This is a genomic window from Rhodococcus ruitaii (assembly GCF_055230935.1).
In genome coordinates, this window is the sequence record NZ_JBUYWC010000020.1 from 1 (window position 1) to 14542 (window position 14542).

14 protein-coding genes and 1 rRNA gene are annotated in these 14542 nt (G+C 64.4%); 10 read left to right on the forward strand and 5 right to left on the reverse strand.

Annotated features, from left to right (window positions below; genetic code table 11):
• The first annotated feature begins 212 nt into the window (after positions 1-212).
• The 5 genes from rrf (at position 213) to ehuA (ending at position 3660) form a co-directional block, all read left to right on the forward strand.
• Positions 213-329, forward strand: a 5S ribosomal RNA gene (rrf, locus tag ACZI8W_RS22735).
• A 225-nt stretch (positions 330-554) separates the two neighbouring features.
• Entirely contained in the window at positions 555-1457 is a 903-nt protein-coding gene (gene ehuB, locus ACZI8W_RS22740; protein WP_463370788.1) for an ectoine/hydroxyectoine ABC transporter substrate-binding protein EhuB, read from the forward strand.
• Positions 1458-1473: 16 nt separating this feature from the next.
• Positions 1474-2208, forward strand: coding sequence for an ectoine/hydroxyectoine ABC transporter permease subunit EhuC (gene ehuC / locus ACZI8W_RS22745; RefSeq protein WP_463370789.1), 735 nt, complete (start codon positions 1474-1476; stop codon positions 2206-2208).
• Positions 2205-2849 carry an ectoine/hydroxyectoine ABC transporter permease subunit EhuD gene (ehuD, locus tag ACZI8W_RS22750; RefSeq protein ID WP_463370790.1) on the forward strand — a complete coding sequence of 215 codons (645 nt, stop codon included), beginning with the start codon at positions 2205-2207 and terminating at the stop codon, positions 2847-2849. The genes ehuC and ehuD overlap by 4 nt, the downstream gene beginning before the upstream one ends.
• 46 nt (positions 2850-2895) lie before the next feature.
• Positions 2896-3660 carry an ectoine/hydroxyectoine ABC transporter ATP-binding protein EhuA gene (gene ehuA, locus ACZI8W_RS22755; protein WP_463370874.1) on the forward strand — a complete coding sequence of 255 codons (765 nt, stop codon included), beginning with the start codon at positions 2896-2898 and terminating at the stop codon, positions 3658-3660.
• A 10-nt stretch (positions 3661-3670) separates the two neighbouring features.
• On the opposite strand, the gene ACZI8W_RS22760 is transcribed toward ehuA, so the two are convergent.
• Positions 3671-5215, reverse strand: a complete 1545-nt coding sequence (locus tag ACZI8W_RS22760; RefSeq protein WP_463370791.1) for an adenylate/guanylate cyclase domain-containing protein — start codon at positions 5213-5215, stop codon at positions 3671-3673.
• Between the two features lie 43 nt (positions 5216-5258).
• Here ACZI8W_RS22760 and nucS point away from each other — a divergent pair, with 43 nt between their 5' ends.
• Complete coding sequence (gene nucS / locus ACZI8W_RS22765; protein ID WP_463370792.1) at positions 5259-5936, forward strand: endonuclease NucS; 678 nt, start codon at positions 5259-5261, stop codon at positions 5934-5936.
• Between the two features lie 3 nt (positions 5937-5939).
• Complete coding sequence (locus ACZI8W_RS22770) at positions 5940-6278, forward strand: ATP/GTP-binding protein (RefSeq protein ID WP_463370793.1); 339 nt, start codon at positions 5940-5942, stop codon at positions 6276-6278.
• Between the two features lie 15 nt (positions 6279-6293).
• Here the strand turns inward: ACZI8W_RS22770 and ACZI8W_RS22775 are convergent, their stop codons facing one another.
• Together ACZI8W_RS22775 and mce are read right to left on the reverse strand one after the other, a co-directional pair.
• A complete protein-coding gene (locus ACZI8W_RS22775; protein ID WP_463370794.1) occupies positions 6294-7496 on the reverse strand; it encodes a hypothetical protein in 1203 nt (400 codons plus the stop codon).
• Positions 7497-7578: 82 nt separating this feature from the next.
• Positions 7579-8064 carry a methylmalonyl-CoA epimerase gene (gene mce, locus ACZI8W_RS22780; RefSeq protein WP_463370795.1) on the reverse strand — a complete coding sequence of 162 codons (486 nt, stop codon included), beginning with the start codon at positions 8062-8064 and terminating at the stop codon, positions 7579-7581.
• A 97-nt stretch (positions 8065-8161) separates the two neighbouring features.
• Here mce and ACZI8W_RS22785 point away from each other — a divergent pair, with 97 nt between their 5' ends.
• The 3 genes from ACZI8W_RS22785 to ACZI8W_RS22795 all read left to right on the forward strand — a co-directional run bounded on the left by ACZI8W_RS22785 (position 8162) and on the right by ACZI8W_RS22795 (position 10796).
• The gene (locus ACZI8W_RS22785) at positions 8162-9352 is read left to right on the forward strand and encodes an acetyl-CoA C-acetyltransferase (RefSeq protein WP_463370796.1); all 1191 of its coding nucleotides are present in this window, start codon (positions 8162-8164) and stop codon (positions 9350-9352) included.
• A 102-nt stretch (positions 9353-9454) separates the two neighbouring features.
• Positions 9455-9814 (forward strand): DUF3817 domain-containing protein, encoded by a 360-nt coding sequence (locus ACZI8W_RS22790; RefSeq protein ID WP_463370797.1) that lies wholly within the window; start codon positions 9455-9457, stop codon positions 9812-9814.
• A 91-nt stretch (positions 9815-9905) separates the two neighbouring features.
• Positions 9906-10796, forward strand: coding sequence for a tetratricopeptide repeat protein (locus ACZI8W_RS22795; protein ID WP_463370875.1), 891 nt, complete (start codon positions 9906-9908; stop codon positions 10794-10796).
• Positions 10797-10832: 36 nt separating this feature from the next.
• Here the strand turns inward: ACZI8W_RS22795 and ACZI8W_RS22800 are convergent, their stop codons facing one another.
• Positions 10833-12281 carry a neutral zinc metallopeptidase gene (locus tag ACZI8W_RS22800; RefSeq protein ID WP_463370798.1) on the reverse strand — a complete coding sequence of 483 codons (1449 nt, stop codon included), beginning with the start codon at positions 12279-12281 and terminating at the stop codon, positions 10833-10835.
• A gap of 32 nt (positions 12282-12313) precedes the next feature.
• Positions 12314-14503 carry a 1,4-alpha-glucan branching protein GlgB gene (glgB, locus tag ACZI8W_RS22805; RefSeq protein ID WP_463370876.1) on the reverse strand — a complete coding sequence of 730 codons (2190 nt, stop codon included), beginning with the start codon at positions 14501-14503 and terminating at the stop codon, positions 12314-12316.
• Between the last annotated feature and the right edge of the window lie 39 nt (positions 14504-14542).

Genomic DNA, 14542 nt, shown 5'->3' on the forward strand with positions numbered 1-14542 from the left:
CGGATCTGGAAGCGCAGTAATGTGTGGAGGTGACTGGTACTAATAGGCCGAGGACTTATCATGAAGGTGTTACGCGTCCACTGTGCGGTGTCTGAAACAACACACGTGTGTGTTGTTTGAGAGGTTTCGCGGGAGTGTGTTCGTTTCGTGTGCTGTTGGGGTCTGGTAGGGGCTTCGGGGGTGCGCGGGGGCGGAGCTCCTGCGGGTAGAGTTTCGGTGGTTATAGCGATAGGGAAACGCCCGGTCTCATTCCGAACCCGGAAGCTAAGCCTGTCTGCGCCGATGGTACTGCACTCGTCAGGGTGTGGGAGAGTAGGTCGCTGCCGAACACCCGTTGCGGGAGGGGATCCACTTTGTGGGTCCCCTCCCGTCTTTCTGTCTGTTTGTGTTGCGGAGCCATCCAATTAGGTTACGAGATGGTAACGACGCGGTTCTGGTTTCCGGTTTGACCCCTTCGATCGGTAACGTCCGCTGAGCAGATCCGTTGGGTCGTGCTGCACAGGCGGCGCGGATCCTCCCGGGTCGTTCCTAGTGACGACGAAAGGGATTGGACGATGAAGATGCGATTTGGCACGAGCGCGACCGCGAGACTCGTTGCAGGAATTGTCGGAGTCGGTTTGGTCGGCGCATCGGTTGCGGGATGCACCAGTACCGATACCGGAGGTGGCGGAGAGGGCGGGACAAGCCTCGAAAGCCTGAGAGAGGCCGGAACGGTCACGGTCGGATTCGCCGGCGAGGCACCCTACAGCTTCATGCAGGACGGTGAACTGACTGGCGCAACCGTTGCCTTGCACCGCGAGATCTTCAAGAACCTCGGTGTCGACAATGTGGAAGGTGTTGCCACAGACTTCGGTGCGCTCATTCCAGGTTTGCAGGCCGGTCGATTCGATGTCGTCAGCGCAGGCATGTCGATTCTGCCTCAGCGGTGCGAGCAAGCGTTGTTCAGTGAGCCCGAGTTCAACTACACGACCGCGCTGATGGTGCCTGAGGGCAATCCTCAGAACCTGTCGGACATTCAGTCGATCAAGGACAGTGGCGCGAGCCTTGCCACCATGACCGGCGCGATCGAGTCGGACTACGCTGCGGAATCGGACATCGATGCAACCCAGGTCGCATCGGCACAGGATGGCATGGATGCGGTGATCAACGGACGCTCGGATGTGTTCGCGTTGACAGGTATCTCGCTCAATTGGATGAAGCAGAACAACGAGTCCGCTCCGGTGGACGTCACTGAGTCGTTTGTAGCCGAGATCAACGGTGTTCCCCAGGTCGGTGCCGGCGGCACCGTCTTCCGTCTGGGTGATGAGGAACTTCGCGACGCGTACAATGAAGAGCTGGCGAAGATCACGTCTGACAAAGACAAGTACCTGTCGATCGTCGGCGAGTTCGGCTTCACCGAGCAGGAACTGCCCGACCCGGAACTGACCACGGAGATGCTCTGCGAGGGCGTCTCCTGAGAGCGGGTTCTCCAGAATGGATTTCGGTTCGAAGATCGAGGCGCTGACAAGCGCGTTTCCTCGAATTCTCGATGGAATCCTGGTCACCCTCTACCTCACGATCGGTAGTGCGTTCTTCGCGTTCGCGCTGGCCGTCGCCCTCGGGTTGGCGGCCGGCGCGAAGAACCTGATCATGAGGGGGAGTTCCCGGGTATTCATCGAGTTCTTCAGGGGCACTTCACTCCTGGTGCAGTTGTTCTGGTTCTTCTATGTCATGCCGCTGTTCGGTTACCGGCTGGAGCCGATCGTCTGCGGTATCCTCGCGCTCTCGTTGAACTATGGCGCGTACGGCGCCGAAGTGGTGCGCGGCGCGATCGCATCGGTTCCGCGTCCGCAGTGGGAGGCGGCGACCGCGCTGAATTTCAGCTACTGGCAACGGCTTCGGCGTGTCATCTTCCCTCAAGCATGGGCCGAGATGATTCCGCCACTGACCAACCTGCTGATCCAGCTGCTCAAAGGTACCGCGCTGGCAAGCTATATCCTCCTGCACGACTTGACATTCGAGATCGAACAACTACGTCGTACCACCGGCGACACCCTGTTCGCGTTCGGTGTCGGGCTCGTCCTGTACTTCATCGTGGGATACCTGTTGACGCTGTTGATGAATGCGCTCGAGGTGAGAGCCAAGAGCAGGCTGGGGACCGGTCCGTCGATGCGTGAGATCTTCGGTCTCGCACCGGTGATCGACAAGCCGGAGGAGGTGAAGCCGTGACGGTCGATTGGAGTTGGGAACGCGCCTGGGATGCACTTCCGGTGCTGCTCGACGGATTCAAGATAACGTTGCTCGCCACCGTCCTCGGTTTCGTGCTCGCGGCAGCTCTCGGATTGGTCGTGGCGATCGCTCGACGTGTGTTGCCGAGGCCGCTCGCCATGGTGCTCGGAGGTGTGGTCGAGTTCATTCGCCTGACACCGCTGGTTGTGCAGTTGCTCTTCGTGTACTACATGCTTCCGCAGTTCTCGGCATTGCAGATAGGTATCGCCGTCCTGGGCGTTCACTATTCGACGTACATGGCCGAGGTGTACCGAGCGGGGATCGAAGCGGTGCCGGTAGGGCAGTGGGAAGCAGCCCGGGCACTGTCGTTGCCGAGTTCCCGTACATGGCGAGCGGTTATCCTCCCGCAGGCCGTGCGACGGGTGGTCCCGGCACTGGGAAACTACGCCGTCTCGATGTTCAAGGACACGCCGTTCCTCTTCACCATCACGGTGGTCGAGATGGTCACCGCAGCTCAGCAGTTCGGTGCCAGGAACTTCCAGTATCTCGAGCCGCTGACGTTGGCCGGGTTGATCTTCCTGATCGCGAGCTACCCGACCTCATTGCTGATCCGCCGATTGGAGCGTCGTCTTGCCTACTGACCTGACCAAAGACACCCCGGGTACCGAGGACTCCTCGAATGGCCCGATGATCCGCTTCGAATCAGTGGTGAAGCAGTTCGGCGACAACGTCGTACTCGATCATCTCGACTTCGAGGTCGCGGCCGGTGACCGCGTGACGTTGATCGGGCCGAGCGGTTCGGGGAAGACCACGATCCTGCGACTGCTCATGACGTTGGAGAAGATCGACGGCGGTGTGGTGTGGGTCAAAGGTGAGCCCCTGAGTCACGAGCGAAAAGGTTCGCGGCTCGTACCTGCATCGGAGAAACACTTGCGCAAGGTGCGGCAGAGCATCGGAATGGTCTTCCAGCACTTCAACCTCTTCCCGAACATGAACGTCATGGAGAACCTCACCGAGGCTCCCATTCATGTGCTGGGCAGGAAGAAGGCCGACGCCGAGGAACGTGCACGAGAACTGCTCGCGATGGTCGGCCTGTCCGACAAGGAGAAGGCCCATCCCACCCAGCTGTCGGGTGGTCAGCAACAGCGTGTCGCGATCGCCCGCGCACTCGCGATGGACCCCGACATCCTGCTGCTGGACGAAGTGACATCGGCTCTGGACCCGGAGCTGGTTGCCGACGTGCTCGACGTCCTACGTCAGATCGCGGACACCACCGACATCACGATGCTCATCGTCACGCACGAGATGAACTTCGCCAGGGACGTCTCCAACCGCGTCCTGATGTTCGACAAGGGCCGGATCATCGAGCAGGGGCCGCCTCAGGTCATCTTCACGAATCCGAAGGAGGAACGCACCCGCAAGTTCCTCGACGCGGTCCTCGCCGGCGAGTGAGGAATGGAGGTCACTCGGCTGGTACTGCCAGCCGGGTGACCTCCGTCCTTCCGCGTAAGGTGATTTCGTCGTGCACGGTCCACTCTGATGATTCCTCGGTCGCTGCAGTGTCGAGGGCTCGGCCCGATGCGACAACGTAACCCGGCAGGGTCTTAGCAAGATCGGACAGGCGCGCCGCCTCGTTCACCGGATCGCCGATCACTGTGTACTCGAAACGTTCTGCGGCTCCGATGTTTCCCGCTACCGCCCGCCCGGCGGCGACGCCGATCCCGGCGCGGCAGTCGGGTACCTCCACCGCGAGTCGTCGAGCCATCCTGCGTGCGGTCCGCAAGGCACGCCCGGAGGCGTCGTCGACCCGTACAGGTGCACCGAAGATGGCCAGCGCCGCGTCACCTTCGAACTTGTTGACCGATCCACCTGCCCGGTGGACTTCTGCGACGACCACCGCGAAGAAGCGGTTGAGCAGTGCCACGACCTCGGCGGGAGGTCTTTCGGTCGCGAGGGCAGTAGATCCGACGATATCGATGAAGAGCACCGCCACATCACGTTCTTCGCCGCCGAGGACACCGGCGTTGTCGAGAGCTTCGGCCGCCACATCTCGGCCGACGTGTCTACCGAATACTTCTCTGATGCGGTCGCGTTCGCGCAGTCCTTCGGCCATGCGGTTGAATCCGGCCTGGAGCTCGCCGAGCTCGGTCCCGTCGTACACCACGATCTTGGTGTCCAGTTTCCCCTTCTCGATCTGTGACATCCCGTACTGCACCGATTCGATCGGGGCGATGCTCGAGCGCACGCTGAGAAACAGCAGCAACGAACCGACGAGCAGGCTGATGCCACCGAGCACGATGATGGTCACCGCGAATCGGACCGGGGTGACCGGCCGGATGAAGCTGAACACCGCGATCAACATCAGCCCGATCACGGGGATGCTGCTGCCGAGTGCCCACGCGAGCATCACACGTCCGGTGGTTCCCGCAAATCGGTGGCGGCTGGGTGCACCTGCCTCGAGTGCTCGTGCCGCGATCGGACGAAGCGCGAATTCGGTGAAGAGATAGACGAATCCGCACACCGTGGCTCCAGAAAGCAGGATCGTGATCGACACCTTGGGAATCGTGTCGGGATCGATGACTCCGAGGCAGGCGGTGAACAGGACGAGCCCGACGATCCAGAGGGAACCTTGCTGCAGGGTCATGCGCAGGGGCAGGTTCAGGGCCGTCCGTTGCTCTTCGAGGGTGGGGCTGCGGCCGTCGAGAGCCCACCCCAGCCGGTCCACGCCGTACCGGGTTCCGAGGATGGTGCCGACCACGATCGCCGCGACCACATACGCCGGTGCCAGGGCGCCGGTCACGAGGAGGTACTCCGAGGTGAGCAATGACGGCCCGGGAATCACCACATTGATGAGAGTTGCCGCGATCAACGCTCCGACGATGTGGGTGCCGGCGAGTGAGAGGGTCAGCAACGACTGGACCCGAATTCGGAGTCGCCGGACCGGTTCCTCCGGTTGTCCGAGGATCGCGGAACCTAGCGGTGCGGTACGGCTGTTGCGAGCTGACATGGTTGTTCGAGAGTAGACGAGGTGATCCTTTAGGGTGGGCTCTGTGCGCCTAGTGATTGCTCGTTGCCGTGTCGACTACATCGGACGTCTGACCGCACACCTTCCCACTGCACGCCGATTGTTGTTGGTGAAAGCGGACGGGTCGGTGAGCGTGCATGCCGACGACCGTGCCTACAAGCCTCTGAACTGGATGAGTCCGCCGTGCTGGCTGTCGGAAGAGGCACCGGAGGAAGACGTGGCGGCGCTCTGGGTGGTGACGAACAAGGCCGGTGAGCAGTTGCGCATCACCATCGAGGAGATCGAACATGATTCGAGTCATGAACTCGGGGTCGACCCGGGTCTGATCAAAGATGGCGTCGAAGCACACCTGCAGGAACTGCTCGCCGAACATGTGGAAACGCTCGGCTCGGGATACAGCCTGGTTCGCCGCGAATTCCCCACCGCCATCGGACCTGTCGATTTGCTGTGCCGCGATGCCGACGGTGCGACGGTCGCAGTCGAGATCAAGCGGCGCGGCGAGATCGACGGCGTGGAACAGCTCACTCGCTATCTCGAACTTCTCAATCGTGACCCGCTCCTGGCTCCTGTCACCGGGGTATTCGCTGCCCAGCAGATCAAACCGCAAGCCAAGACTCTCGCGACCGACCGCGGTATCCGCTGCCTCGTGCTCGACTACGAGGCGTTACGCGGAACCGAGAGCACCGAGTTCCGGCTGTTCTGAGCTATGCCCCGCCGAAATCGTTCCCACGGGTCGCGTAAGCGCTCGAACCCCGACGCGGGTTCGTCGAACACGGGATCCTCGACCTTCGGGTGGGCGACCACGCGGACCGAGTCGGGACCGACCGGTGCGGAGACCGAACAGTTCACCGTGCGCACCGTGCCGGGGTCGCGAGCGACAAAACCGTATCGGTGCCCCGGTTGCGATCACCAGATCGCCCCGGGGACGCCGCACATCGTGGCGTGGTCGACCGATGTCCCCGGTGGTGCCGACGATCGTCGGCACTGGCACAACGGGTGCTGGTCGGCCCGGGCGAGGCGGGGACCGACCCGACGGTGGTCCTGACCGGCGGGGATACGGCTAACGTCGGACCCTGCTCGCGACCGCCGGTGAACGACCGCTGCCACCGGGGCGCGGAGTCTCGCCCCGGAAAGGCGTCGGGGGAGGGGTCTGCTTCGGCGCCCGCGGGGAGGTGCCGCGTCTGCTCTCGCTCGAGGCGGCATCGGCATCGTCCTTGCTGGTGCTCCCGGACTCGCCGGTCCCCGAGCTCGTGGGGCCGTCGCCGTTAGCACCTCGGGGCCGAGTGCGGTCGGTCTCGTCCTTCTCCGTGGTTTGGTCGTGTGCTGTGGTCGCGGCCAGCTCTGCGGTTCGGTCGAGCGAATCGTTCTCGGAGTCCGACGGGGGTGTCTCGTCGTCCGGGAGACCCCGTGCCAGGAGTTCGGTCTCCTCGGTCGCGGCGGCCAGCATCTCGGGTACATTGTCGAGCTGTTCACGCACGGCGTCGAGTTGCCCGAGGATGCGTCCGCGCAAGACGAGAAGCTCCTCGGTGAGCTCCTTGGCGCCCTCGATCTTGCGCTCGGAGGACTCGGTAGCCACCGACAGGCGTCGAGCCGCTTCGGAGGTGGCCTTCTCGAGACGACGCTCTGCTTCGCTCTTGCTCGAGCGTTCGAGCTCGTCGAGCGAACCCAGCAGCTTCGACCGGCGCTCGGACATCGTGATCTCGAAGTCCTGCTGCACCTGCTCGCGTTTGCCCTCCGCTTCGACGGCGCGACGGTCGGCCTCTGCGCGTGCGGCAGCGACAATCCGGTCGGCTTCGGCGCGCGCGGCGGCCATCGTGCGGGCGTGTTCTTCCTCGCAGGCGAGGCGTCGGTTCTCGAGATCCGTGAGACGCTTTTCGAAATCGCCGCGGAGTCGGATGCCTTCCTGTTCGGCCAGGGAGACCATCTCCGCGGCATCGGTTTCGGCCCGGGCTCGCAGTTCTGATGCCTCGTCGGACGCCAGCCGCAGCATCCGGGAGATGCGGTCGCTCATCCCTTCGGCGGTGGTCGGAGGCACCGAGAGGCGGTCGACGTCCTTGCGCAGATCGTCGATCTCGTTGCGGGCGTTCTCCAGCTGACGTGCGAGGTCGCGGGCCTGTGCCGCCGCTGCGTCGCGATCGGTGGCCGTCACGCGGAGCTCGGCTTCGAATCGCGCGAAGTAGTTGGTCACCTCGTCGCGGTCGAAGCCCTTCCGCACGATGGAGAACGGCAGGTGACTGGGGGCGCGATCACGATCGAAGACCATGAAGACAATCTACCCGCTCGAATGCGGGATCACTTGCGCAGCTCCACTACCACAGGTACCGGATCAGTCTCTACCGCCTGCCTCAGTGACCGGAGGCTGCGGCGGGCTCGACCAGCTCCACCAGAACGCCACCCGCGTCCTTCGGGTGGAGGAAGTTGATGCGTGAGTCGGCGGTGCCGCGGCGCGGTGTGTCATACAGAAGCCGGACACCCTGTCGACGAAGGTGCGCGGAGATCGCGTCGAGATCGGTGACCCGGTACGCGAGCTGCTGCAGGCCGGGACCACTACGGTCGATGAACTTCGCGATCGTCGAGTTCTCGTCCAGCGGGGCGAGCAGCTGGATCTGGGTGGCACCGTCGGGGCTGCCCGGAACGGAGAGCATGGCCTCCCGGACACCCTGCTCCTCGTTGATCTCTTCATGCGTGGAGACGAGCCCGACGTTCTCGGCGTACCAGGCGAGTGCGGCGTCGAGGTCGGATACGGCGATACCGACATGATCGATCGCCGTGACGAGCCCGGAGGGCAATGCTGCCGCGACGGGCGACGATGTGGGAGAGGTCTCGGTCATACCTCTGACGGTAGCGGTACCGTTGGTCAAGCTCATTTCGGGTCCCAGGCAGTCCACCCAGTGAGCATCCGCGTTGCCTATTCGAAGGATATTTCCCGTGAATACTTCTGTCATTGTCGCTGGAGCCCGTACGCCCATGGGCCGCCTGCAGGGGTCGTTGAAGGACTTCTCCGGATCCGATCTCGGCGGGGTCGCCATCAAAGGTGCCCTGGACAAGGCCGGGGTCGCGCCGGAGAAGGTCGACTACGTGATCATGGGCCAGGTACTCACTGCCGGAGCGGGTCAGATCCCCGCACGTCAGGCAGCTGTCGCCGCCGGTATCCCGATGGGGGTCCCGGCGCTGACGATCAACAAGGTGTGTCTGTCGGGTCTCAACGCCATCGCGATGGCCGACCAGCTGATCCGCGCCGGCGAGTTCGATATCGTCGTCGCCGGTGGCCAGGAGTCGATGAGCCAGGCCCCGCACATGCTCGAGAAGAGCCGCGCCGGATTCAAGTACGGCGATGTCACCCTGCGCGACCACATGGCCTACGACGGACTGCACGACATCTTCACCGATCAGGCGATGGGCCTGCTCACCGAATCGGCGAACAAGGATTCCGATTTCGTCTCCCGCGAGGAGCAGGACGCATTTGCGGCGGCCTCGCATCAGAATGCGGCGCGTGCCTGGAAGGACGGCCTGTTCGACGACGAGGTCGTGCCGGTGTCGATCCCGCAGCGCAAGGGCGATCCGATCGTGTTCGTCGCCGATGAGGGCTACCGCGCCGACACCACCGTCGAATCGCTCGGCACATTGCGTCCCGCGTTCGCGAAGGACGGCACGGTCACCGCCGGATCGGCGTCACAGATCTCCGACGGTGCGGCAGCAGTGGTGGTGATGAGCAAGACCAAGGCCGAAGAGCTCGGTCTGAGCTGGATCGCTGAAATCGGCGCGTCCGGTGTCGTGGCCGGTCCCGACTCGACGCTGCAGCAGCAGCCGGCTCGCGCGATCGTCAAGGCCTGTGAGCGTGCGGGTATTGCCCCGGCAGATCTGGATCTGATCGAGATCAACGAGGCGTTCGCCGCGGTCGGTATCGCGTCTGCGCGCGAGCTCGGTATCGATACTGCCAAGGTCAACGTCAATGGCGGTGCGATCGCGCTCGGCCACCCGCTGGGTATGTCCGGTGCCCGGATCGCGTTGCATCTCGCGCTCGAGCTGAAGCGTCGCGGCGGCGGCGTCGGCGCGGCTGCACTGTGTGGTGGCGGCGGACAGGGCGACGCCCTGATCGTGCGTGTGCCGAAGTCCTGAACTCCGAACTCGGCAGGGTGGGTGCCCCGGCGTCCAGCGTCGGGGCAGTGATGTCCCTCACTGCACTACGGGTCGTCGTAGATCAATAGGCACAATGGCCCTATGACGACGATCTTCGACCTGTCCACTCCAGCGAAGCGGTTCCGCCTCGTGGCCATCTGGGAAGCCGTGACCTGGCTGGCTCTGCTGATCGCGATGTTCTTCAAATGGGTCCTCGGATACGAGGAAGCCATCCGCATCCCGGGAATGGTGCACGGTATCGCCGGGTTCATGCTGTTCGTCGTCGTCACGTTCATCACCGCGTGGGCGCTGAAGTGGGACATCAAGACCACATTCCTCGCGCTCGTGTCGAGCGTCCCGCCCTTCGGCACCATCGTCTTCGAGCGCTGGGCCGTCAAGACCGGGCGCCTCGCAGAACTGTCTGAGCCCGGTACTCGCGAGGACACACCCGCGAGCGTCTGACCGCCCGCAACATCCGCGGCCGTGGCGTGCCAAACTGGAGGACGTGACTCGACCCGGTTCCCGTCCTGCACGTTCCGCCGCGGCCGCGGCGCTGTCCGGTGCGGTGGATCTCGCGCCCCTCAAGGAGCGGACTGCCACACCCCCTCCTCCGCCCCCGTCCGGTGACGGCACGCACGGCGCACTCGCGCCGATCGTGGACGTCACCGAGGCCACCTTCGAAACCGAAGTGCTCCAGCGCTCCAGTCAGGTCCCCGTCATCGTGGATCTGTGGGCCACCTGGTGTGAACCCTGCAAGCAACTCTCACCACTGCTCGAGAAGCTCGCCACCGAGGCCGGCGGCGCGTGGGTGCTCGCCAAGGTCGACGTCGATGCCAATCCCCGGATAGCCCAGGCTTTCGGCGTGCAATCGGTGCCGACCGTCGTCGCGATCGCGGCGGGGCAGCCGCTTGCCGACTTCCAGGGCATCCAGCCCGAACCGGCTCTGCGCCAGTGGCTCGATGCGATCGCACAGGCTGTCGAAGGTAAGTTGTCGGGCCCGCCCACTGCTGAGGGGGAGCCCGCCGAACAGCCGGTGGACCCTCGATTCGTTGCGGCCGAGCAGGCCCTCGAACAGGGCGACTTCGAAGGCGCTGAAGCCGCATACAACCTGATCCTCAATTCCGAGCCGGGCAATGCCGACGCCAAGGCCGCATTGCGGCAGGTGAAATTTCTGGCGCGGGCCCAGAACGTCCCCGCAGATGCGGTTGCGCGTGCGGACGAAGCGCCCACCGACCTCGAGGCGCAACTCGCTGCGGCGGATGCCGAGCTGTTCGCACAGAATCCCGAAGTTGCCTTCGAGCGGATCATCGCCTTCGTCAAACGCAGTGCCGGTGACGACCGCACCGCCGCGCGCACTCGACTGCTGGAGCTGTTCGAGCTGTTCGACACCGCGGAGCCGTTCGTGATCGCCGCGCGTCGCAAGCTTGCGGCTGCGCTCTACTGAGGCGCCCTTCGGTACGACGACGCACCGGCCGCTGTCTCAACGGTAACGGCCGGTGCAGGCATTCTCGCCCCCCAGCACTCCGGTCCGGAACGCGTCCACTCGCGCGAATCCGCTCGGCACGGTGTTGCCGTTGACATCGCTTGCCGCGAGTCCGTCGCGGAGCAATCCGGACACGGCTTCGTCGAGGTCGCCGGGGGAGAGCCACACCATCGTGTCGGTGGCGATGCCCGCGGCAACCGTGCTCGACGGACTCAAGGCCGCGCTGATCACACCCGACAGGCATGCCGCGCGCAAGGCGGTGCGGGCATCGGTGAGGCCCTGGCCCGCGTCCCGCTGCACCGCAAGCGCGTAGCGGGACGCGACGAGGACGTAGGCGTTGTAGTCTCCGCGCACATCAGCGCTGAAACCGTCGCGCCGCGATCGGTCGGGCGTACCGAGTTCGGCGAGTTCCTCGAGGTCGACGCCCACCGTGTTCGTCGACGGGCAGTACGACACGGGCGCAGTCGTCTTCGCATCCGAGCAGCCGAGGTCCGCGCCCGACAGATCCAATTCCGGCGGGGAGTCGAGGTCGAACACGTGGTGGAACGACTCGAAGATCGCACCGACGGAATCCGCAGTGACGGGAAGCTCGCCGTCGTCGGTGCTGTCGAAATACTGCGGCAGATCTGCGCGCCGAGATTCGATCTCCGCCGCGTCGATGCGCGGGCAGGTCGCGGCACCGTCCGTGAATCCGATCTGCACTGCCGTCACGCGTTCGAAAGCGGAACCGTGGATGGAATCCGGATCGTTCGGGTCGCTGTCGCGGAACAACACCATCGACGCCAGGACATTGTTGAGGCCGTCCGCCGTGTTGAGTTCGAAGTGCTCGGAGTTGCCCTCGGCGACGTGTCGCATGAAGGCACCGGCGAAGCAGTCGGCCTGCTGCTCGAACACGATGCCGGGATCGTCATCGGCGACGATTCCGGCCGAGTACTGGATGGCATGGCCGTATTCGTGGGCGAGTACGGTGACCGCCGACATGGGTCCGAAATCCTCGACGAGTTGCGGCATGAGATAGGTACGGTCCCAGCCGATCACGTCTCCGCCGCTGCAATAGGCCGCATTGATGAAGTCGTAGGTGGACTCACCGCAGAAACGAGGGCCACGACGCTCGGAGGGATCCCACGAAATTATCGTACCGACCGGTTCGAAGTCGCCTCGCGCCACCGAGCCGTACTCCTGCCGCCAGTATTCCTCGATGTCGGCGATCGCGTTTCCCGCAAGGGTGTCGATCTCACTACCATCGGTGTTCTCGATCGTCACATCGGCATCCGGGACACCGCTGCGCGGCCCCGTCGGTCCCGACACCACAGGTAGACCGGCGACGGTGAACGGATTGTCGTAGATCGACACCGCCGTCCCGGAGATCTCCTGCGCGCAACCGGCCACCAACAGGGCCACGAAGGCCGGGAGAAACGGGGCGAACCACCGGCGCTGTCGTGTCACGTCGATCCACTCTCCGCTCGTCGCTGTCGGCCTCACCGCCGCGGCGACAACCAGATCGCGCCGTGTGCAGGGAGCGTCACCCGAACCGAAGCCGGGCGACCGTGCCACGAATGAGCCGTGGCGATCACCGCGCCGAGATTACCGGTGCCGCCCCCCTGATATGCCAGTGCGTCCGTGTTGAGCACCTCCTCCCAGGTACCCGGCTCGGGCAACCCGACACGATAGTCGGCGCGGACAGTGCCCGAGAAGTTGTACAGGCACGCGATCACCGAACCGTCGCTGCCGTAGCGGAGAAAGCTGAGCACATTGTTGTGGGCGTCGTTGGCATCGATCCACGAATATCCGCCGGGCGTCGTGTCGAGCGTGTACAGCGCCGGGTGCTCGCGGTACGTGCGGTTCAGATCGGCGACCAGCGCGCGGATACCCCTGTGCACTGCACCGGTGTACGGGTCGTCGAGCTGCCACCAGTCGAGTCCGCGCTCCTCCGACCACTCGCCGACCTGCCCGAACTCCTGCCCCATGAACAGCAGTTGCTTACCGGGATGCGACCACATGTACGCGAGCATCGCGCGCAACCCCGCGGCTTTGATGCGATCGTCACCGGGCATCCGCGTCCACAACGTGCCCTTGCCGTGGACGACCTCGTCGTGGCTGATCGGTAGCACGAAATGCTCACTCCATGCATACATCAGCGAAAACGTGATCTCGTGGTGGTGGAACGTGCGGTGCACCGGGTCGTGCATCAGATACCCGAGGGTGTCGTGCATCCAACCCATGTTCCATTTCATCGAGAACCCCAGGCCACCGACATTCGTCGGGCGCGTCACCCCCGGCCACGCGGTGGACTCCTCGGCGATCGTCACGACACCGGGGTGGTGCTTGTGCACGGTCGCATTGAGTTCCTGCAGGAACGACACGGCATCGAGATTCTCGCGGCCACCGAACTCGTTCGGGGTCCATTCACCCTCCGGCCGTGAATAGTCCAGGTAGAGCATCGACGCCACCGCGTCGACCCGCAGGCCGTCGATGTGGAATTCGTCGATCCAGAACAACGCGTTCGCCACCAGGAAATTGCGTACCTCCTTGCGGCCGTAGTCGAACACGTAAGTACCCCAGTCGAGTTGCTCACCGCGTCTCGGATCGGCGTGTTCGTAGAGAGGACTGCCATCGAAGCGGGCGAGAGCCCAGTCGTCCTTCGGGAAATGCGCCGGCACCCAATCCATGATCACGCCGATACCGGCGGCGTGCAGACGGTCGACGAACTCACGGAACTGGTCGGGAGTGCCGAACCGTGCGGTCGGTGCGTAGTACGAGGTCACCTGATAGCCCCACGACCCGCCGAAAGGATGCTCGGCGACGGGCATGAGCTCGACGTGGGTGAACCCCATCTCGCGCACATACTCTGCCAGCTGGTCGGCGAGCTCCAGGTAGGTGAGGCCCGGTCGCCACGAACCGAGATGCACCTCGTACACACTCATCGGTTCCTGCCACGGCTGGGACTTCTCCCGCGCGGCGAGCCACTGCGCATCGCGCCATTCGTGTGTGCTACGCGTGACGACCGATGCGGTCGCCGGGGGTACCTCGGTGGCGAACGCCATCGGATCGGCCTTGTCGCGTACCGAACCATCGTGCCCGTGCACTCTGTACTTGTAGAGCCCACCCGGTTCGACACCGGGAACGAACAGCTCCCACACACCACTCGAACCCAGCACACGCATCGGCGCCGTGGTCCCGCCCCACAGGTCGAACTCGCCGAGCACCGTCACGCCGCGCGCCCCGGGCGCCCACACCGCGAACGACGTTCCTGTCACCGTACCGTCGGGAGTGTCGTACGAACGGGGATGCGCACCGAGCACCTCCCACAGCCGCTCGTGCCGACCCTCGCTGATGAGATGACGATCGAGTTCGCCGAGGGTGGGCAAGAACCGGTAGCCATCCGCTACGACCACAGTGTGGTCGTACGGGTACCGCACGACCAGGCGATAGCTCGCGGGATCGTGCACCGGCAGCAATGCGCTGAACACGTCGTGCCCCACGCGCTCGAGCGGATGATCCGTTCCACCCACACGCACCGCCACCGCCTCGGCACCCGGACGCAACACCCGGAACACGGTGCCCTCGGGGTGCGGATGCGCACCGAGGACCGAATGGGGATCGTGGTGTTCGCCTGCCGCGAGGCGTGCCAGATCGTCCGGGTGCGGCGCGTGACGCGGGGCGGACACACTCGGCCGGCCACGCGGCGGTCTTGGTGTGCCCGGGTC